Genomic DNA, 19,727 nt, shown 5'->3' with positions numbered 1-19,727 from the left:
CCGTCTGCAAAATCGGGCAAAACGGTTTTGCTGCCTGATGGAGCGTAGCGGTTTGGCTGTGTTGCCGAAAGAGCGGGCGGGACGATGTTTTTAGCATGAAAAGCAGTATTGCGCTCGGATTTTCAGTATAATGTCGAATTAACATTCTTTTTCTTTTTATTGTTGAAATCTAATGAATACTTCACATTCCAGTTTGTTTGACCGACTGTTCCGCTTGAGCGAAAACGGCACGAATGTCCGCACGGAGCTGATGGCGGGTTTAACCACGTTTTTGACCATGTGCTACATCATCATCGTCAATCCGCTGATTTTGGGCGAGGCGGGTATGGATATGGGCGCGGTGTTTGTGGCAACCTGTATCGCCGCCGCCATCGGCTGCTTCGTGATGGGCTTTGTCGGCAATTATCCGATTGCGCTTGCGCCGGGCATGGGCTTGAACGCTTACTTTACCTTTGCCGTGGTCAAAGGCATGGGCGTGCCTTGGCAGGTAGCTTTGGGTGCGGTGTTTATGTCGGGCATTATTTTTATCGTATTCAGCCTGTTTAAAGTGCGCGAGATGTTGGTAAACGCGCTGCCCATGGGTTTGAAAATGTCGATTGCCGCCGGTATCGGCCTGTTTTTGGCATTGATTGCGCTCAAAGGCGCGGGTGTGATTGTCGATAATCCGGCAACGCTGGTCGGCTTGGGCGATGTGCACGAGCCTTCGGTGTTGCTGGCGATGGCGGGTTTCGCGATGGTGGTGGTATTGGGTTATTTCCGCATCCGCGCCGCACTCATCATCACGATTCTGGCACTGACTGCGGTGTCGTCGCTGCTGGGCTTGAGCGAGTTTAAAGGCGTAGTCGGCAGCGTGCCGAGTGTTGCGCCGACGTTTATGCAGATGGATTTCGAAGGTTTGTTCACCGTCAGCATGGTCAGCGTGATTTTCGTATTTTTCTTGGTGGACTTGTTTGACTCCACAGGCACGCTGGTCGGCGTATCCCACCGCGCCGGTCTACTGGTCGACGGCAAACTGCCGCGTCTGAAACGCGCATTGCTGGCGGATTCCACCGCGATTGTCGCCGGTGCGACCATGGGTACGTCTTCGACCACGCCTTATGTAGAAAGCGCGGCGGGCGTGGCGGCAGGCGGACGCACCGGTCTGACCGCCGTAACAGTCGGCGTATTGATGCTGGCTTGTCTGGTGTTCGCACCGCTGGCGCAGAGTGTGCCCGCATTCGCCACCGCACCCGCGTTGCTGTATGTGGGCGTGCAGATGCTGCGTAGTGCCAAAGAGATTGATTGGGACGACATGACCGAAGCCGCTCCCGCTTTCCTGACCATTGTCTTCATGCCGTTTACTTACTCGATTGCAGACGGCATCGCCGTCGGCTTCATCAGCTATGCGGTGATTAAGCTGCTGTGCGGCCGTGCGAAAGACGTACCGCCGATGGTATGGGTAGTAGCCGTATTGTGGGCGGTTAAGTTCTGGTATTTGGGCGGCTAAAAGATTTTGCCGCATCAAAGGCCGTCTGCAAAATGCCTGTTTTGAATCGGGCGTTTTGCAGACGGCCTTTTGCTGTTTTGCGCGGCCGTTTCGGCAGGTTTAGCGGCTGATTTGGGAATGTTGGGGTTTTATGTTATCATTGCAAGCTATCAAACTTATGGTTTCATTGAAACTTTCAATTTTACTTTTCTTCCGCGCCTGAACGGATACCGTGTATGGCCGTCTGAAAATTTCCATTTCATTTAACGATAAAATATGAAGGAATGTTGAGTATGTTCTCATTTATCCGACAAAAATCGTCGTTTAATCCGGTGGTGATTAGCACTACCTTATTATCCGTTTTGTCTTTGCTTGCCGCTACCTTGTTGGTTCCTGAGGCGACGCAGAATATGTTGGACTTGGCTAAAACAGCGATTTTCAAGCATTTTAGCTGGTTTTACATTTTGATTGTTTCCGTTTTCCTGCTGTTTCTGATTTTGGTCAGTCTCGGTAATCTCGGCAGTATCAAGCTCGGTTCGGACGAGGAAGAGCCGGAGTTTTCGTTTATGTCGTGGCTGGCGATGCTGTTTGCCGCCGGCATGGGCGTGGGCTTGATGTTTTTCGGCGTGGCAGAGCCTTTGTCACATTTCACTTCGCCAATCAGTAACGGTAATGCACAGTCTGCCATGCTGCACACGTTTTTCCACTGGGGTATCCATGCTTGGGCGGTATACGGTGTGATTGCGTTGGCGCTGGCTTATTTCGGCTTCCGCTACAAGCTGCCGCTGGCATTGCGCTCCTGCTTTTATCCGCTTTTGAAAGATAAAATTAACGGCGGTTTCGGCGATGCGATTGATGTGATGGCATTGGTGGCAACGCTGTTCGGTATCATCACAACGCTGGGTTTTGGTGCGGCGCAGATGAGTTCGGGGCTGCAGCAAATCGGTTGGATTGCCGAGAGTAATTTCGGTTTGCAGATTGCGGTGATTGTCGTGGTTATGTCGCTGGCGGTGATTTCGGCCGTATCGGGCGTGGGTAAGGGTGTGAAAATCCTGAGCGAAACCAATTTGGTGCTGGCGGCTTCATTAATGCTGTTTGTATTGGTAAGCGGCCCGACTTTGTACCTGCTGTCGGCATTCAGTGATAACTTGGGTTTTTATTTGTCCAATTTGGTGGAATTGAGTTTCAAAACTTATACTTACGAGCCGGATAATACTTCTTGGTTCAGCGGTTGGACGATTCTTTATTGGGCGTGGTGGTGTTCTTGGGCTCCGTTTGTCGGCCTGTTTATCGCCCGTATCTCCAAAGGCCGTACCATTCGGGAGTTTGTGTTCGGCGTATTGGCTGTACCGAGCGTGTTCAGTATTTTGTGGTTTACCGTATTCGGCAACAGCGCAATCTGGCTGGATACCCATGTGGCTGACGGTGCGTTGGCTGCCATGACCGGCTCGCCCGAAACGCTGTTGTTTGCGTTCTTGGATTATTTGCCGCTGTCTGCCATCAGCAGCGTGGTTGCTTTGATTATCATTGCATTGTTTTTCATTACTTCCGCCGACTCGGGTATTTATGTGCTGAATAATATTGCTTCGCGCGACAAAGGCATGGCGGCACCGAAATGGCAGGCTGTCATGTGGGGCGTGCTGATGTCGGCGGTGGCCATTGCTTTATTGGGCAGCGGCGGCTTGGGCGTGTTGCAGACCATGACGCTGATTACCGCGCTGCCGTTTGCCGTATTGATGCTGCTGATGGCGTTCAGCTTGTGGAAGGCTTTGGTGAATGACAAAAAATATTTTAGTGCGAAAATCACGCCGACCAGTATTTTTTGGACGGGCGAGCGTTGGAAAGAGCGGTTGGAGCAGATGTTGAACCACTCGCAAGAGGGGGATATCCGCAGTTTCTTGAAATATACCGCTTTGCCTGCCATGCGGGAGCTGAGTAGTGAAATGTCGTCTGAGTATGGTTTGAGTACGCAGATTAATGTGATGTTCGATCAGTCGGAGCCGGCGGTGGAGCTGGTGGTGGAAAAAGCGACGGTTCGTAATTTTGTGTACGGTATCAAATCGGTTGAGCAGGAAGTTGCGGAGCAGTTGGTGGAAGAAGACTACCTGCCGCATATCCGTAAAACGCAAACTTATTTGCCGATTACTTATTTTGCAGACGGCAGAACAGGTTACGATGTGCGCTATATGAGCCGTGAAGAGCTGATTGCGGATATTTTGAAACAGTACGAGCGTTATCTGAGCCTGCTGGGTAATGTCGGACAGGAAATGATGGCGCACGAGCAGAGCGAGTTGGCAGAGTAAGCGTTGTATAGTCATTTAAAATAAGAATGATACAGCGTTGCTTTGCCTTGCCGTACTATGTGTACTGTCTGCGGCTTCGCTGCCTTGTCTCATTCTTATTTTATTCGACTATATTTTCTGTATCCAAGCAAAGCCGTTCGGGATAATCGGAAGATTGCCCCGAACGGCTTTTTTATTGTTTGGGCGGAAAAGAGCGGTTCGCTTGCGGGAAGTTGGAGAGCAGCAAAAGCCGTCTGCAAAATGCGGTTTTGCAGACGGCCTTATTTCAATAATGTCATGATGCCAAGTTTAAATTAACACGATGTCGTATTGCTCTTGCGTGTAGGCGGTTTCTACTGCCAATGAAATCGGTTTGCCGATGAAGGCAATCAGCATGGCAAGCGACTGGGATTCTTCGTCTAAAAAGAGGTCGATGACGTTGGGTGCGGCGAGAATGCGAAACTCTTTGGCATCATAGCGGCGGGCTTCGCGGACGATTTCCCGTTGGATTTCGTAGCAGATGGTTTGCGGTGTTTTCAGGCGGCCGCGCCCTTGGCAGGAGGGGCATGGTTCGCATAGGATTTGGTTGAGGTTTTCACGCGAGCGTTTGCGGGTAAGCTCGACCAGTCCCAAGCTGGTAAAGCCGTTGAGGGTAACGCGGGTGCGGTCGAAACTCAGGGCTTTGGCAAGCTCTTGCAAGACGGCTTCGCGGTGTGAATCCTGTGCCATGTCGATAAAGTCGATGATGATGATGCCGCCGAGATTGCGTAGCCGTAGCTCGCGGGCGATGATGTGGCAGGCTTCGAGATTGGTGCGGAAGATGGTCTCATCGAAATTGCGCGCGCCGACAAAGCCGCCGGTGTTGACATCGATGGTGGTCATCGCTTCGGTGGATTCGATGATGAGATAGCTGCCGAAGTTCAGGTTGACGCGCGGTTGCAGAGCGCGGCTGATTTCTTGTTCGACGTTGTGGGTTTCAAACAGTGGGCGGTCGCCTTTGAACAGCTCGATTTTATCGACTGCGCCTTGTACGTATTGTTCGGCAAACGACAGCATTCTGCGGCAGTTTTCGGTGGAATCGACGAGAATTTTCTGTGTGTCGATGCTGAACATATCGCGCAAGACGCGTAAGGCCAGCGGCAAATCCTGATAGAGCAGGGTTTCGGGCGGTTGGGTTTTGGATTGGAGTTGGATATTTTCCCAAACTTTGGTGAGGTAGCTGATGTCTGCTTGAAGCTGTTCGTCGCTGGCGTTTTCGGCATTGGTTCGGATAATGTAGCCGTGTCCCGCTTCTTCGGGCAGCAGGTTGAGCAGGCGGTCGCGTAGGTTTTGGCGTTCGGTTTCGTCTTCGATGCGTTGGGAAATACCGATGTGTTCGTCTTGCGGCAGGTGGACGAGAAAGCGTCCCGCCAGCGAAATTTGAGTGGAAAGCCTTGCGCCTTTTGTATTGATAGGGTCTTTGATAACCTGAACCAGAATGGTTTGCCCTTCAAACAGCATATGCTCGATGCGCTGCGTTTCATCGGGATTGCGGCGTTGTTCCAAAACATCAACAATGTGCAGGAAAGCGGCACGTTCCAAACCGATGTCGATAAATGCGCTCTGCATACCGGGCAATACGCGCCGCACCACGCCCAAATAGATGTTGCCGACCAAGCTGTGTTCGCTGTTGCGCTCGATATGCAGCTCGCAGATATTGTTTTCTTCCAATACCGCTACGCGCGTTTCCTGAGGGGTAATGTTGACGAGTACGGTTTCCGGCGGACGTATGGTGTCTTTGGGAATCGGGATTCCGGCTAACATAATCGGTTCCAATCAATATAAAAAAACTTTTGCAATCGGTTCTCAAGCGAAAACAGATGGCAAAAGCAGTTTTGCTGTCTTACCCTGACCAAAGCCGATATGATACTGCAAAATATTGTGTTTTTCCATTGCAGGGAAAGGCCGTCTGCAAAAATTTCAGACGGCATACTCTTGTAAAAAATGCCGTCAGCCCATATAGTATCAGGACAATCAGCGAAAGACATATTATGCAACCCGTAACCATGTATACCGGTGCGTTCTGCCCTTATTGCCTGATGGCGAAAAAGCTGCTTGCCGCGGCAGGCGTAACCGAAATTAAAGAAATCCGCGTCGATCAAAACCCTGCTGATTTTGCCGAGATGCAGCAACTTTCCGGCCAGCGCAGTATTCCCCAGATTTTTATCGGTGATACACACGTCGGCGGCTTTACCGATTTATACGCCTTACAGCAAAAAGGTGAGCTGGTAGAATTACTTGAATCATAACTCTTTGAATGATAGGAAATAAAATGTCAGAAGAACTGCAACCCGTATTCAGTATCGAGCGACTGTACGTTAAAGATTTGTCTTTGGAAGTACCGCATGCGCCGCAGATTTTCTTGGAAAACGGCGAGCCTGAAGTTGATATGCGCGTATCGACCACCAATGCCAAGCTGGAAGACGGCATTTACAGCGTGGACGTAACCATCACGGTAACGGCCAAGTTGAACAGCGAACGCACCATGTTCTTAAACGAAGTAACCCAAAGCGGTATTTTCCGTTTGGAGAACATTCCCGAAGAAGATGCCCAACTGCTGCTTGGCGTAGCCTGCCCGAACATTTTGTTCCCCTATGCGCGCGAAGCCATCTCCAGTACCGTTACCCGCGCCGGTTTCCCGCCGGTATTGCTTGCCCCCATCAACTTTGAAGCGTTGTACCAACAGCAGCAAGAAGGTAACGCATAACTTGCGTAACCGTTGCATTTTGAAGCAAAAAGGCCGTCTGCAAAATTTTGCAGACGGCCTTTTTATTTTCAATTCATGATAATGGTGCAAAAGGGGGGAGGGTGGTTGGAGCATTTGGCAGTCAATATTATTTTGAGTTATTTTTTAATGTCTATCTTTATCATTTTAATTGTGATGTGGGCAATGCGGTTAAAAGAAAATGATTATTTTGCTGCTCGCATACCGACATCAGATCTTGTAAAACTTCCAAAGCATTCCATTCCAAACCCGTACAGTATTGTACAAATTCAAAAATATCCAAACGGCGGTCTCCTGTTTCAACTTTTCCAATAAACGAATAAACCACCCCTAAACGGTCTGCCAACGCGCGTTGGGATAAGCCTAATTCCAAGCGACGCTGGGTAAATAAATGCCGTAGGTAAGTCAGTTCGACAGAGTGTACTGATAAGCGCATATTCCTCATTGCACCAATTTTAGGTACAATGCTATTTGCTCCCATTTTAGGTGCAAATAATATAAAATATCATATATGAATATCATACCAATACATCAGGAGACACCGCTCTCTTTAATCCGCCAATCAATTATTGAAGAATATTTAAGTGATGTCCAAACTTATCCATGGATAGTTACATTCTCCGGCGGTAAAGACAGCACACTGGTTGCCCATCTTGTTTTTGAAGCCTTGTTGGAACTTCCTCCATCGTTACGCCGCCGCCAAGTTCATTTTGTTTCAAACGATACTTTGGTAGAAAGTCCGCTGGTGGTGCAGCATATGCGCGGCACATTGGAAAAAATCCTGCGTGCCGCTGAAATTTATAAGTTGCCCGTTAATGGTGAAGTGACTACGCCCAAATTAAGCGAAACTTTTTGGACGTTATTGATTGGCAAAGGTTATCCCTCACCCAACCGAAGTATGCGCTGGTGTACCGACCGTTTGAAAATCGAACCGACCAGTGGTTTTATCAAAAACAAAGTGAGTGAAAGCGGTGCTGCCATCATTATTTTGGGCGTGCGTAAGGATGAATCGGCTACCCGAAAAGCCAGTATTGAGAGCCATCAAAATATTGAAAACTCCAATCTGACTCCGCACAGCAGCTTGGCAAATGCCTTTGTGTACCGGCCGATTGTCGATTTGAGTACCGATGACGTATGGGAGTTTCTCGCTTCGCACAATCCGCCTTGGGGAGGTACGCACGACAGCCTGATTAAGTTGTACCGCGAAGCGGCGGGCGGAGAGTGTCCGATTGTGTTGTCTCAAGACGAAGCACCCGGTTGCGGCACCAATTCCAGCAGATTTGGTTGCTGGACTTGTACGGTGGTCAATAAAGATAAGAGTTTGCAGGGTTTTGTTGATGTGGGAAAAACAGAATATCAGCCTTTGATTGAATTTCGTGATTGGTTGGTGGAAATTCGGAATCTGCCGGAATACCGGCAGGTGGAACGGCGAAACGGTACGGTAACCATCAAGCAGGGCAAGCATATTCCCGGCCCGTTTACTGTGGAAGCACGACAGATGATTTTACAGCGGTTGCTGGATGTGCAGACGGCCTACGGCAACGAGTTAATCACTCAGGAAGAAATCGAACTTATCAAACAGATTTGGGCGCAAGACCTTATCCAGACTTACACAAGGAAAAATGCATGAATACGGAAATACAGGAACAAGTCGGCGATTTGCTGCTGTGGAGTGAGCCGGAGGCTAAAAAGCTGATGGAAGAGATTGCGCTTGAGCATGGGGTAGCAGTAGATGCCATCGCAGAGTTGGTAGCATGGGAACGGGAGCAGCAGGAGAAAATACGCCGTCGCGGGATGACGGATATGTTTGATGATGTTTTTGGTAATTCAAAATACTGGAAATAAGAAATATGTGGATTCATTCAATCAAATTACGCAACTTCAAATCTTACGATAATGCTGCATTCAGTTTTCCCACGCCTGAAGATGGTAAAAATATCGTGTTAATCGGTGCACAAAACGGCCATGGCAAAACCACGCTTTTAGAAGCGGTTTATTTGTGCCTGTACGGCAAAGATGCTATCAGCCACTTGCAGCGTGCGGGTTTGAATACGCAGAAAAGCAGTTATCCCGAATTTCTTAAATCTGCCCTGTATCACGAAGCCGAAACCAAATACGGCCAGTACACCATGAGTTTGGAAATCGAAATCCGCCAGAATTACCGTGAAGCCCAACACGGCTTGCGTATCCGGAGAAAGTGGCATTTTGGAAGCGACCGCAATGTATTCTCGGGTGAGTACGGCAGCAGTGTAACCGCTGAAATCATGAAAAACGGCGTCTATAATCTGATTGATGAAAAAGATCTTGACAAATACATCAACGCATTTGCTCTGCCGTTTGATTATGCGCCGTTTTTCTTTTTTGACGGCGAGAAAATCGTTCAAACGGCGCAGCAGAGCGGCACCGGTTTATGGTTGAATACCGCGCTGAAAGGTTTGTTGGGTGTAACATTATTGGAAAAACTGCGGGTCAGTCTGAAAGATTACCGCAGTAAATGTATTTCCGAAGGGGCAACCGCAAAAATGCAGGATGATTTGCGTAAGGCGGAAACCAACCTGCAATCGGCAGAAGCGGTTTTGCAAGTGACGCAGGAAGAGTTTGCTGAAGCAGATAAAAAATGGCAGCAGGCGGCAGCTAAGCGCGAACAACTGATGCAGCAGTTGGGTGGCGGCAGCGATATCCGTACTTCTGAAGATTTACTGCGTCAACGTGAACGGCTGGAAAAAGAAATGGCCGAATTCGAGGAAAAGGTTAAGGCTGCGATTAAGGCTATGCCGTTGGCATTTTTACCTAGGGAAAATTTGAAAGTATTGCAGCAGCAGTTGCAAAAAGAGAAAAACCGCCTGAATCATGAAGCAGGCAAAAACCAAATTGCTGAAAAAGTAGATGATTTTTGGAATGCGTTTGTTTCCAGCGATAAAGTCAATCAGGCGTTGGGGGCAATGGCCAATATGATTTTGAGCCAGCCTTTGATGAAAGAGGCGGTCAAAGACTGCTGGGAGGATTTATTTTATCCTCTGCCGTCCGAATGTGCCGATAAGATTGAACACAATTATCTATCGGTTAATGCTCATGCTGAGATTCAAAACGAAATCAGCCGGTTACGGGGAATGCCGCAAGAGCAGATCGGTACATTTTTGGCTGAAAATGAAAAACGGGAGGAGGAGCGCAAAAAGATTTTGGCAGAAATCGAATTACTGAGAGGAACCAATAAAGACGAATTGGTTGAACAGTTGAAAAAAACCAATGAAGAGACGGAAAAATTTAAAGAGCAGGTAGGCTATCTGAACAGTAATGTTATCCGCCAAAAGAAAGACTACCAACGCTTTCAGAAAGAGGTCGGGGATTTACAGGATAAAATCAGCGACAGTAATCCGCGCCTGCTTAAATCACGCAGAGCGGGTGAAGTGGATAAGGTGATTATCCGTTTGACTGAGGAACTGCTGAAAAGGAAAGTTAAAGAAGTTGGTGAAGCGGCAACGCGTATCAATCGTGCCATTGCGCATGACGAGCGTATCGACAGAATCCGTGTGGAAAGCGATGGGCGTATGGGTATCTTTGGTCGAGACGGCTATGAGTCACGTGTAGATTTGTCAGCAGGGCAAATGCAGATTTTAATTATGTCGCTGGTATCGGCTCTGGCGGAAGTAACCCGTTATCATGCGCCGTTTATCATCGATACCCCTCTGGCACGTTTGGATGAAGGACATCGGGAAGGTTTGTTCAGGCACTGGTGTAATTTGGATCAGCAGGTAATTTTATTGTCTCAGGATACGGAAATTACACCGGAAGTGTGCCGACGTTTAGAACCTCATGTCAGCCGTACTTATCTCGTGGAGGCGGAATCTTTAGACAGTGCGGGGGCGCGCTCGCGTGTCGTTGCCGATGTGTATTTTGAATAAAGGGGAAAAGAATGTACCAAGTGGACAATATAAACGGCTGGGATACTGATTATTTCCATACGCTGATGGGTGAGAAGCGGATTATTTCCAGTAAGGAAGCGAAAGATATTCGTGAAAAATTGATGGATTCGGGAGCGTTGCCGCCATTGGATAATAATTTCGATTGGGCGATGCTGTGTATCGGTTATTGTTTTGCTAAGGGCTTTACTGAATCGTCACACCGTTTGATTCCTGCGCCGACAGGAAAGGGTGGGATAGAGATACCCTCTTTCCAAACCTGTTTTCAGGATTACTCACGACTGTGGCTGGCTTTGCTGAGTGAAACTTTGTTCCGCTTAAATCCCGATAAAGCTGTCACCAAAGATGATTTATATACATTGATTCAAACGCTTTGGCATACGGGTGCGGTCGAATTGGATAGTTTCTGGGAGGGATGCAAACGCTTCAAGCCCGATTCTGATTTGGAGGCGCGGCAGGCGTTTTTGAATGAATTGACTGAGTTGGCCGTTAAAAATGCCGGGAAAGCCCATTTTACAGACGGCCTTGCCGATACGGATAGCGAGGTGCTGTCTGAAAACCGGGAACAGTATTTGCGCGGTGCGTTCCAACGCTTGGGTATTCCTGTGAGAGAGTTGAATTTCAGCCACGCCGGAGCGCGTTATGATATTTACCGTCTGCGGTTGAGCAAATATGCCGATTTGGAAAAATATCATCAGGGTTTGTGTTCTGAGCTTGGGATTAAAGAAAATGCGCTGCATATCGTACCGTGTTATAACAATGAAAGTCATGCATATGATGTCAAATTGTTGCGTCCTGAAAAGCAGTGGCACAAGCTCGGTGCGACCAAATTTGCCGAAGCGCTGGAGGGATACGACCAAGATTATATTTTGCCGGTATGTGTGGGCATAGATGAATACGGTAAAGCGCATTTTGAAGATTTGGCCGCTGCTCCGCATTTGTTGGTGGGCGGAACGACCGGCTCGGGCAAATCCGTATTTTTGCGTACCATGCTGCGCAGTTTGTTTGATTTGTGCAAAGGTCAGGATAAATTGGATGTTGCCATTCTTGATCCGAAAAAGGTGGATTATCTGGTCTTTGAAAAAGAAGAAGATTTATGGGAAGAGCGGATTTTAGATGATTATGATGAGATGTATCAATTTTTGGTTGATTCGGTGAATGAATCCGAGCAGCGCTATTCGCTGATGAAACAGTATGGCGCACAAAAAATCAGCCAGTTGCCGTTATCCGTTCGCCCGCGCTACCGTGTTATTGTGGTAGACGAGTTGGCCAATTTGAAAAAGCAGCACAACGGTATCGAAAAACAGTTGATGATGTTGGCGGAAAAAGCTCGTGCTTCCGGTATTCATTTGATTTTGGCAACGCAACGTCCGGATGCGCAGACTTTAGACGGAACGCTGCGCAGCAATCTGCCGGTTCGAATTGCCCTGAGTGTGCAAAAATCTACTGAATCTAAAATCATTCTGGACGAAACAGGGGCAGAGAAATTACTCGGTAAAGGTGACCATTTGGTCAAGTGGAATAACGGGTCGCCTTATTTTATGCACGGGTTTGATATTTAATCAGTTGTGACTAGGCCGTCTGAAATTGGATTACGTTCAGTAACCAACTTCAGACGGCCTTTTTATAGCAAGCTGCTTAATCTGCTTCATGTATACGTCTGCGGCACACAAACAGCAATACCGCCAGTACGGCCAAGCTGCCGGCCAGCCAGTTTGAGCCACCCATTTTCATGTAGGGGGTTTCGCCGGTGTAACCTTTAATATGGCCTTCCAATACGGTTTCGGTATTGGGTTCGGCTGCGGCGATGATGTTGCCTTTGGGTGAAATGATGGCGGTGGCACCGGTATTGGTGGCGCGTACCATGTAGCGGCCGAGTTCCATGGCGCGTGCTTGGGATTGCTGGAGCTGCTGGAACATGGCGTTGGAATCGCCGTACCAAGCCATGTTGCTGACGTTGGCAAGCAGGGTGGATTGGCGGGCGGTGGCGATGAGTTCGTCGCCGAAGCCGTCTTCATAGCAGATATTGAAGGCGACTTTTTGGCCTTTCATGTGTAAGGGGGTTTGGTTTTTCCCGCCGCTTTTGAAATCGGACAGGGGCATATTCATCAGTTTGTAAAGCGGGGCGGTAACAGCGCTCAGGGGTTTGTATTCGCCAAATGGGACGAGGTGGTTTTTGGCGTAGTAGGGCGGGGTGGCTTCGCCGTGGTAACGGTAAAGGTTGACGACGGCGTTTTCGTAGCCGTTGCCGTCTTCGGTGTACTGGCTGATGCCGAGTGCGAGTGCGCTGCCGTTGCTTTGGGCTTGTTCGGCAAATTGGGAGAGTATGCCGTTGGGCAGGTTTTGGCGCATGACGGGCAGGGCGGTTTCGGGCAGAATCACGATGTCTGCTCGGGTTTTGCTGACGTGTTCGTAGTATTTTTGTATGGTGGGAATGACTTGCTCTTCTTCCCATTTGAGGGTTTGGGCGATATTGCCCTGAACGAGGGCAACGGTGCTGGTTGTGCCGTCTTCGCGGGTAAAATCGGTTTCTTGGAAAATGTAGCCGGCGGTAACGACGGCCAAGCTGAAACACAAGGGCATTACGCGGTTTTTCAGACGGCCGGGGTTGTTGATCAGCAAGGCAAGCCATGCGCCGATAAAGGCTGTGGCAAGGGTAACGAGATGGATGCCGCCGACAGGCGCAAAGCCGGAGAGCGGGCTGGATTTGGTAATTTGGGAGTAGCCGAGCGCGCCCCAGCCGAATCCGGTAAACAGGGTTTCGCGCAGGTATTCGGTGAGCGTCCAGAGTATCGGCAGGATAAGGCCGGTTTTTAGCCAGCGGGCGTGATGGAATTTTTTCCACAACCAGAAGCAGAGTGCGGGATAGAGTGCGAGAAACGCCGGCAGCAGCAGGGTCATGGGCAGGGCGTAAAGGTTGGGCAGGCCGGAAACCTCGTGCAGGGCGGTATGTACCCAGTAAAATTGGCAGGTGTAGGCAACCAGCCCGAACAGGTAGGCGGTTGGTACGGCACGTTGGGGGCGCAGCTCAATCAGGCGGATAAGTGCAGCAAACAGCAGCGGCATCAGCCAGAAGTGGTAATAGGGGGCAAAAGTCAGCGGCGTGGCTGCGGCAATCAGGACAATCAGCGGCCAGTGCAGCAGCGGCATTTGCAGATAATGTTCGAGCTTGCGGGTGAGTTTCATACGCTTTGGAAAAGGTCGTCTGTAAAAGATAAAAATGCAGACGGCATATGGTTCATCGAAAAGGGTTAAGGTTTGGCGGCTTGGCGGTTTAGTGTTTTTTACCGAATATTTTTATGAGTGGCAGTACGACGGCGCAAACTGCCGCACCGGTAATAATGCCGACAATGAGGTTGGCAAGGTTGCCTGTTGCGCCGTCCAGCCATTGCTTGGCTTCTAAGAAGTGGTGGAGGGGAGCGAAATTGTGGGCAATCAGGCCGCCGCCGACCAAAAACATGGCAAGTGTGCCGATGATGCTCAATGCGCGCATAAACCACGGCATAAAGGCAATGATGCCGCGGCCGAACACAGCACCGCGCCCGCGGTTAATCAGGTAAATGCCGAAGTCATCGAGTTTGACGATCACGGCAACCAAGCCGTATACCAATACTGTCATGCCGATACCGATGGTGGCCAATACGAGGGATTGGGTCAATAGTCCGTATGATGTGCCGACAACGCCGAGGGCGATAATGATGATTTCGGCAGACAGGATAAAGTCTGTACGGATTGCGCCGGTAATTTTGGCTTTTTCATCGACGATTTCATCGGTTGCGTGGCCGTTTGCCGTTGTTTCGCGGCGGTGCAGCAGCTTGTGCAGCAGTTTTTCCACGCCTTCGAAACATAAATACGCGCCGCCTATCATCAACAGCGGTGTAATGGCAGCAGGCAGGAAAACGGAAAGCAGCAGCGCGGCCGGAACGAGAATGACTTTATTGATAAACGAACCTTTGGCAACTGCCCAGATAATCGGCAGTTCCCGTTCGGCGGAAACGCCGGTAACTTGGTTGGCATTCAGCGCCAAGTCGTCGCCGACCACTCCGGCGGTTTTCTTTGCCGCCATTTTGGTCATGAGGGCAACGTCGTCTAAAACGGTAGTAATATCGTCGAGCAGGGTAAAGAGCGAGGCAAACGCCATGATGTTTCCTAGGGGTAATGTGTTGCAGATTATGCGTTAAAACCCATTATTATAACCAAAAAACGGCTTTCTTGCAGGGCTGCGGCGCGGCGGGTGTTTCGGAAAGTTTTGCAGACGGCTTTTGCAGACGGCTTGGTGCGGACAGGCCGTCTGCAAAAACCATATCATGCTCGATAAGGGGTTTAAATATTGAAAAGATGGGAAATATCAGGAAATAAACGGCATTTCCTGTGTTAAAATACAGTCGTTTATTTTGAGTAAATGCTTTACAAGGGGAAAATAAAACGTGGATTGGATGAACAGCCTGTTTTTATTGGGCGGGGTGCTGCTGTTTGTCAGCGTGGTGGCGACAACTTTGTCGGCACGCTTCGGTATGCCTTTGCTGCTGGGTTTTTTGGCGGTCGGCATACTGGCGGGAGAGCAGGGTATCGGTCACATCCGTTTCGACAGCTTTCCGCTGGCGAATGTCATCGGTCAGTTGGCATTGGCGGTTATCTTGTTGGACGGCGGCTTGCGTACCAGTATGAGCAGCATACGTCTGGTCTTGAAACCGGCGGCGGTGATGGCGACATGGGGGGTGTTCGCAACGGTTGTGCTGCTGGGGATTTTTACCACGTTTTATCTGGGCTTGGATTGGAAGTTCGGCGTATTGATGGCGGCGATTGTCGGTTCGACCGATGCGGGGGCGGTGTTCAGTCTCCTGCGTAACAGCGGCGTACGTTTGAACGAGCGTGTGCAGGCAACGCTGGAAATCGAATCGGGCGCGAATGACCCGATGGCGATTTTTTTGGTGACCGCGCTGATTACCATGATTATGCAGCCTGAACAGTCGGGCGTGTTTGCATTTTTGTGGATGCTGATCTTGCAGATTTTCTTCGGTTTGCTGATCGGCTGGCTGGGCGGGCGGATTCTGGCGAAACTGGTGCGCCGTTTGAATCTTGCAGACGGCCTGTATGCGCTGATGATTGTTTCCGGCGGCCTGATTGTGTTTGCGTCCACCAATATGCTGGGCGGCAGCGGCTTTTTGGCCGTGTATTTGGCCGGTGTGATTGTCGGCAACAAGCACAGCTTGGCAACGGAACACGTTTTGCGGGTAATGGACGGCTTGGCTTGGTTGGCGCAGGCAACATTGTTTGTGGTGCTCGGCCTGTTGGTTACGCCGTCGGATGTGTTGGCAAACGGAGCAGATGCTGTGGTGATTGCCGCCTTTCTGATGCTGGTGGCCCGTCCGATTGCCGTGTTTACCGGTTTGTGGAAAGGCGATTACAGCCGTCGCGAGAAGATTTACATCAGTTGGCTGGGTTTGCGCGGCGCGGTGCCGATTACGCTGGCGATGATGCCTTTGGTAATGGGCGTACCAAATTCCAATTTGCTGTTTAATGTGGCTTTTGCCGTGGTCGTGCTCTCGCTGTTGATTCAGGGAACAACCATTCCGGTGATGGCACACCGTTTGAAAGTGGCCATGCCGCCCAAGCCAGAGCCGGTAGATGTTCAGGATATTTGGCTGTCGGAAACCGAAAGCGTGCAGTTGACGGCGTATCGCGTGGTGGCAGAATCGGAAGCGGAGGGTGTGCACCCCGATAAAGTCGCGCCGATTTCTTCGTCTTACGAATGGCGCTGCTTCACACTGATTCGGGAAGGCAGAAAGGTCGAGCTGCACAGCGACACGGTATTGCGTGAAAACGATACCGCTTGGTATATCCTGCCGCCCGATCAAGTGGACAAAATGGCGCAATATTTCACTGAAACCGGCAGCACGGTTCGCATGAATTTCGATTTCTTCGGCGAGTTTGTTGTCGATCCCGGCAGTCGCGCCGGAGATTTGGCGCAGGCTTACGGCTTGAAGCTGGAAGCAGGCGAAGAGAGCTTGAGCTTGTTGGAATTGTTTGAGCAGCGGGCGGAAAGCAAGCACCCTGTTGAAGGCGACCGTATTGAAATCGGCGATTTCGGCTTGGTGGTTAAAGAATTGGACGGCAACGGTTCGGTCAAATGGCTGGGGCTGAAAGTGCCGCATTAAACAATAAGCCGTTCATCATGCCGTTTGAAGCCGTCTGGAAAAAGTATGTCTGTTACTGCTTTTTTCAGGCGGTTTTTGATTGCTGAAAAACCTGAATTTTGCAGAATGCCGGTTTTCATATCGGTATTTTCCGCGTGCCGTTTCTGTTTGTCCCTTGAAAGACAGCCAAAATAGGCGCAAAATGTTAACAATTTAATCGATGAGACGGCAAAGGCCGTCTGCAAATTGAAGCAACAATTATCGTACCGGATACATTGCCCGTACCATCATGGCGGTATCGTCCATTCGAGATGAAAAGCGGCAGGTGGCAGATGATTGCTTTTCCGGTTTTGATTTGTTGTGCCGTATCTTGCGGAACATCACGATTTGCGGACGGCATTTGCCCAAACGGAGCAATGAATATGACCCAAAAACGCCACCCTCAAACGCTTGCCATTCGCGGGGGCAAAGCGCAAACCGAATACCTCGAACATAATCAGGCTCTGTTTCTGACCAGCAGTTTTATGTGGGAAAGTGCGGAGCATGCCGAGGCTTTGTTTGCCAAAAAAGTGAAAGGCTTTACCTATACGCGCACCGCCAATCCGACCATTGCGGCCTTTGAGGAACGCATTTCCGCTTTGGAAGGCGCGGAGCGTTCGGTGGCGACATCAACCGGTATGTCGGCGATTCAGGCGGCATTCTTCACGTTTCTGAAAGCAGGCGATCATGTGGTGTCTAGCCGTAATCTGTTTGGTACAACAGCGGGATTTATCAATGGCGTGGTCACCAAATTCGGCATCGAGGTTACTTTGGTTTCCCAAACGGATTTGTCCGAATGGCAGGCGGCGGTTAAGGAAAACACCAAATTATTCTTCTTGGAAACGCCGTCCAATCCTTTGGGCGAAGTGGCGGATTTGCGCGCTTTGTCGGAAATGGCACACGCTGTGGGCGCATTGCTGGTGGTGGACAACAGCCTGATGTCGCCGGTTGGCCAGCAGCCGTTGGCTTTGGGTGCGGATATTTCGGTACAGTCGGCAACCAAGGCGATAGACGGACACGGCAGGGTCATGGGCGGCGTATTGTCCGGCTCGGAAGAGTTGATGGGTCAGGTGGCGGTTTATTGCAATTCCTGCGGCTTGGCGATGTCGCCGTTTAATGCGTGGAATTTGTTGAGCGGTGTGGAAACGCTGTCTGTCCGCATGGAAAAACAGTTTGCCAATGCTTTGCAGGTGGCGCAGTGGCTGCAAACGCATGCTCAGGTTAAGGCAGTATATTATGCCGGCCTGCCGGAACACCCGCAGGCGGATTTGGTTGCCAAGCAGCAAAACGGCGGCGGCATCGTTATCGGTTTTGAAGTGGAAAATCAGGAAAAAGCATGGTCGGTGATCAATCGTGCGGAGCTGTTTTCCAGAACGGCCAATCTGGGCGATGTGCGCTCAACGATTACCCATCCGTGGACGACTACGCACGGCAGAATGTCTCCCGAAGACAAGTTGGCGGCCAATATCCGCCCGGGCTTGGTGCGTTTGTCGGTCGGTTTGGAATATGCTGATGATTTGATTGCTGATTTGCAACGGGCTTTGGCATAATGCCGTCTGTAAATATGTGTTGTACATTCGGTAGCACGCGGGAGGAACGGATAATATGGATGAAGCGGTATTTGCTGATTGGGCATTGAAAATCTGCCTGTCGGTTTTGATTATTTTCTTGGGTTTCATCGTTTGGAATTTGGGTAAAGAATCGAAAGCAGGGCGGTTTGGCATGATTATGCTGTTTTTCGTTTTGGGATTCGGCGTATTCGGCTTTATTTTCAAAAACCTGCTGATTGAATTTTTTGTTTTAAGTAAGTAGACAGAACGAAACGGAATGCCGTCTGTAAAATCTGCTGCCACGGAGCTTGCGGCGGATTTTGCAGACGGCATTGTTTGTTTTTCTGTTGCAAAATGGGCGGATAAGGCTGCATACGGTATTTTTATTCCTTAGTTTCGTACCATATCCGATATAATTGTTTTTCTTTTGTTTCCGGTGGATATTATGTCGAACGTATTGGTTTTGCAGCACCACGATTTGAATGCCTGCGATTTGTCTGCATTGGCGGATTTGGATTTGGCTGCGCCTGCGGCAGGGCAGGGAGGCAGCTTGCGTTTTGCGGTGGCCGAAGATTTTGTGTTGCCCGAGCAGGCAGCGGCGGCTTTGTTGCATCAGGAAATTGATTTTGCCATATTGCCGGATATGGCGTTTGGCGATTTGGGTTTGATTGTCAGCGACATGGATTCTACGTTGATTACCATCGAATGCGTAGATGAAATTGCCGCCGGAGTCGGTTTGAAAGAACAGGTGGCGGAAATTACCGAGCGGTCTATGCGGGGCGAGTTGGATTTTGAGCAGTCTTTGCGCGAGCGCGTCGCATTGTTGGCGGGACTGAACGAATCGGTCTTGCAGCAGGTTTATGATGAAGTATTGAAACTCTCGCCGGGCGCGGAGTTTTTGTTGAAAGAGTGCCGCAAACACGGCGTGAAGTTTATGCTGGTGTCGGGCGGTTTCACTTTCTTTACCCAACGCCTGCAGCAGCGGTTGGGTTTTGAATACCAGTATGCGAATGTATTGGAAGCGGAGGGCGGCAAATTAACCGGCCGTTTGAACGGACGGATTATCGATGCGAAAGCAAAAGCGGATTTGCTGGTGCAACATCGGGAATCGCTGGGCTTGCAGGCTCAGCAGGTGCTGGCGATGGGCGATGGGGCGAATGATATTCCCATGCTGCAGGAAGCGGGAATCGGCGTGGCGTATCGGGCGAAGCCTAAAGCGCAACAACACGCTGATGCCTGCGTCCGCTTTGGCGGATTGGAGCGGATACGCGGCTGGTTTGCTTAAAATATAGTCGAATAAAATAAGAATGAGACAAGGCAGCGAAGCCGCAGGCAGTACAGATAGTACGGCAAGGCAAAGCAACGCTGTATCATTCTTATTTTAAATGACTATAAAAACGTATGTTCGCCTCATAACGCTGTAGCCGTTTGATGGTTTTAGCGGCTTCAGCTTGAGAAAGGCCGTCTGCAAATTGCGATTTTGCAGACGGCCTTTCTCATATCTCTATGGTTAAAAGTATTATCTATAATGAATATAGTGGATTAAAATAAAAATGAGACAAGGTGACAA

General features: G+C 49.8%; 17 protein-coding genes. 12 read left to right on the top strand and 5 right to left on the bottom strand.

Annotated elements, in window-relative coordinates:
* Positions 1–172: 172 nt before the first annotated feature.
* A complete protein-coding gene (locus tag EL111_RS08010) occupies positions 173–1,486 on the top strand; it encodes an NCS2 family permease (protein WP_123794567.1) in 1,314 nt (437 codons plus the stop codon).
* A 266-nt stretch (positions 1,487–1,752) separates the two neighbouring features.
* Positions 1,753–3,768: a BCCT family transporter gene (locus tag EL111_RS08005; RefSeq protein WP_123794719.1), complete on the top strand. Its 2,016-nt coding sequence runs from the start codon at positions 1,753–1,755 to the stop codon at positions 3,766–3,768.
* 288 nt (positions 3,769–4,056) lie between these two features.
* Here EL111_RS08005 and rng read toward each other — a convergent pair whose 3' ends face one another.
* On the bottom strand, positions 4,057–5,550 hold the full coding sequence (rng, locus tag EL111_RS08000; protein ID WP_123794566.1) for a ribonuclease G: 1,494 nt from the start codon (positions 5,548–5,550) through the stop codon (positions 4,057–4,059).
* Between the two features lie 227 nt (positions 5,551–5,777).
* Here rng and grxC point away from each other — a divergent pair, with 227 nt between their 5' ends.
* Together grxC and secB are read left to right on the top strand one after the other, a co-directional pair.
* Positions 5,778–6,035, top strand: a complete 258-nt coding sequence (gene grxC / locus EL111_RS07995) for a glutaredoxin 3 (protein ID WP_123794565.1) — start codon at positions 5,778–5,780, stop codon at positions 6,033–6,035.
* Positions 6,036–6,058: 23 nt separating this feature from the next.
* Positions 6,059–6,493 (top strand): protein-export chaperone SecB, encoded by a 435-nt coding sequence (gene secB, locus EL111_RS07990; RefSeq protein WP_123794564.1) that lies wholly within the window; start codon positions 6,059–6,061, stop codon positions 6,491–6,493.
* A 160-nt stretch (positions 6,494–6,653) separates the two neighbouring features.
* Here the strand turns inward: secB and EL111_RS07985 are convergent, their stop codons facing one another.
* Entirely contained in the window at positions 6,654–6,992 is a 339-nt protein-coding gene (locus EL111_RS07985; protein WP_415065120.1) for a helix-turn-helix domain-containing protein, read from the bottom strand.
* Between the two features lie 30 nt (positions 6,993–7,022).
* Between EL111_RS07985 and dndC the strand changes: the two genes are divergently transcribed.
* From dndC to EL111_RS07965, 4 genes are read left to right on the top strand one after another with little or no spacing between them, the layout of a single operon-like run.
* On the top strand, positions 7,023–8,141 hold the full coding sequence (gene dndC / locus EL111_RS07980) for a DNA phosphorothioation system sulfurtransferase DndC (protein ID WP_123794563.1): 1,119 nt from the start codon (positions 7,023–7,025) through the stop codon (positions 8,139–8,141).
* Positions 8,138–8,356: a DNA modification system-associated small protein gene (locus tag EL111_RS07975; protein WP_123794562.1), complete on the top strand. Its 219-nt coding sequence runs from the start codon at positions 8,138–8,140 to the stop codon at positions 8,354–8,356. The genes dndC and EL111_RS07975 overlap by 4 nt, the downstream gene beginning before the upstream one ends.
* A 5-nt stretch (positions 8,357–8,361) precedes the next feature.
* The gene (gene dndD, locus EL111_RS07970; protein WP_123794561.1) at positions 8,362–10,413 is read left to right on the top strand and encodes a DNA sulfur modification protein DndD; all 2,052 of its coding nucleotides are present in this window, start codon (positions 8,362–8,364) and stop codon (positions 10,411–10,413) included.
* 11 nt (positions 10,414–10,424) lie between these two features.
* Positions 10,425–11,993, top strand: coding sequence for an FtsK/SpoIIIE domain-containing protein (locus EL111_RS07965; protein WP_123794560.1), 1,569 nt, complete (start codon positions 10,425–10,427; stop codon positions 11,991–11,993).
* A gap of 76 nt (positions 11,994–12,069) precedes the next feature.
* Here the strand turns inward: EL111_RS07965 and lnt are convergent, their stop codons facing one another.
* Entirely contained in the window at positions 12,070–13,617 is a 1,548-nt protein-coding gene (gene lnt / locus EL111_RS07960; protein WP_123794559.1) for an apolipoprotein N-acyltransferase, read from the bottom strand.
* A gap of 88 nt (positions 13,618–13,705) precedes the next feature.
* Positions 13,706–14,572: a DUF808 domain-containing protein gene (locus tag EL111_RS07955; RefSeq protein WP_123794558.1), complete on the bottom strand. Its 867-nt coding sequence runs from the start codon at positions 14,570–14,572 to the stop codon at positions 13,706–13,708.
* A gap of 286 nt (positions 14,573–14,858) precedes the next feature.
* On the opposite strand from EL111_RS07955, the gene EL111_RS07950 reads away from it, so the two are divergent.
* The gene (locus EL111_RS07950) at positions 14,859–16,589 is read left to right on the top strand and encodes a potassium/proton antiporter (RefSeq protein WP_162842946.1); all 1,731 of its coding nucleotides are present in this window, start codon (positions 14,859–14,861) and stop codon (positions 16,587–16,589) included.
* Here the strand turns inward: EL111_RS07950 and EL111_RS10795 are convergent.
* Positions 16,586–16,708, bottom strand: a complete 123-nt coding sequence (locus tag EL111_RS10795; RefSeq protein ID WP_269471071.1) for a hypothetical protein — start codon at positions 16,706–16,708, stop codon at positions 16,586–16,588. The two genes, EL111_RS07950 and EL111_RS10795, sit on opposite strands and share 4 nt — an antisense overlap.
* Positions 16,709–16,990: 282 nt before the next feature.
* On the opposite strand from EL111_RS10795, the gene metZ reads away from it, so the two are divergent.
* The 3 genes from metZ to serB all read left to right on the top strand — a co-directional run bounded on the left by metZ (position 16,991) and on the right by serB (position 19,442).
* The gene (metZ, locus tag EL111_RS07945) at positions 16,991–18,157 is read left to right on the top strand and encodes an O-succinylhomoserine sulfhydrylase (protein ID WP_123794557.1); all 1,167 of its coding nucleotides are present in this window, start codon (positions 16,991–16,993) and stop codon (positions 18,155–18,157) included.
* Positions 18,158–18,212: 55 nt separating this feature from the next.
* Complete coding sequence (locus tag EL111_RS07940; protein ID WP_123794556.1) at positions 18,213–18,419, top strand: DUF2788 domain-containing protein; 207 nt, start codon at positions 18,213–18,215, stop codon at positions 18,417–18,419.
* A 183-nt stretch (positions 18,420–18,602) separates the two neighbouring features.
* Complete coding sequence (serB, locus tag EL111_RS07935; RefSeq protein ID WP_123794555.1) at positions 18,603–19,442, top strand: phosphoserine phosphatase SerB; 840 nt, start codon at positions 18,603–18,605, stop codon at positions 19,440–19,442.
* The last annotated feature ends 285 nt before the right edge of the window (positions 19,443–19,727 follow it).

The organism is Neisseria animalis, assembly GCF_900636515.1.
Classification (GTDB): Bacteria; Pseudomonadota; Gammaproteobacteria; order Burkholderiales; family Neisseriaceae; genus Neisseria; species Neisseria animalis.
Note: the sequence above shows the minus strand (reverse complement) of the source record. Positions and strands in the feature narration are given on the sequence as shown.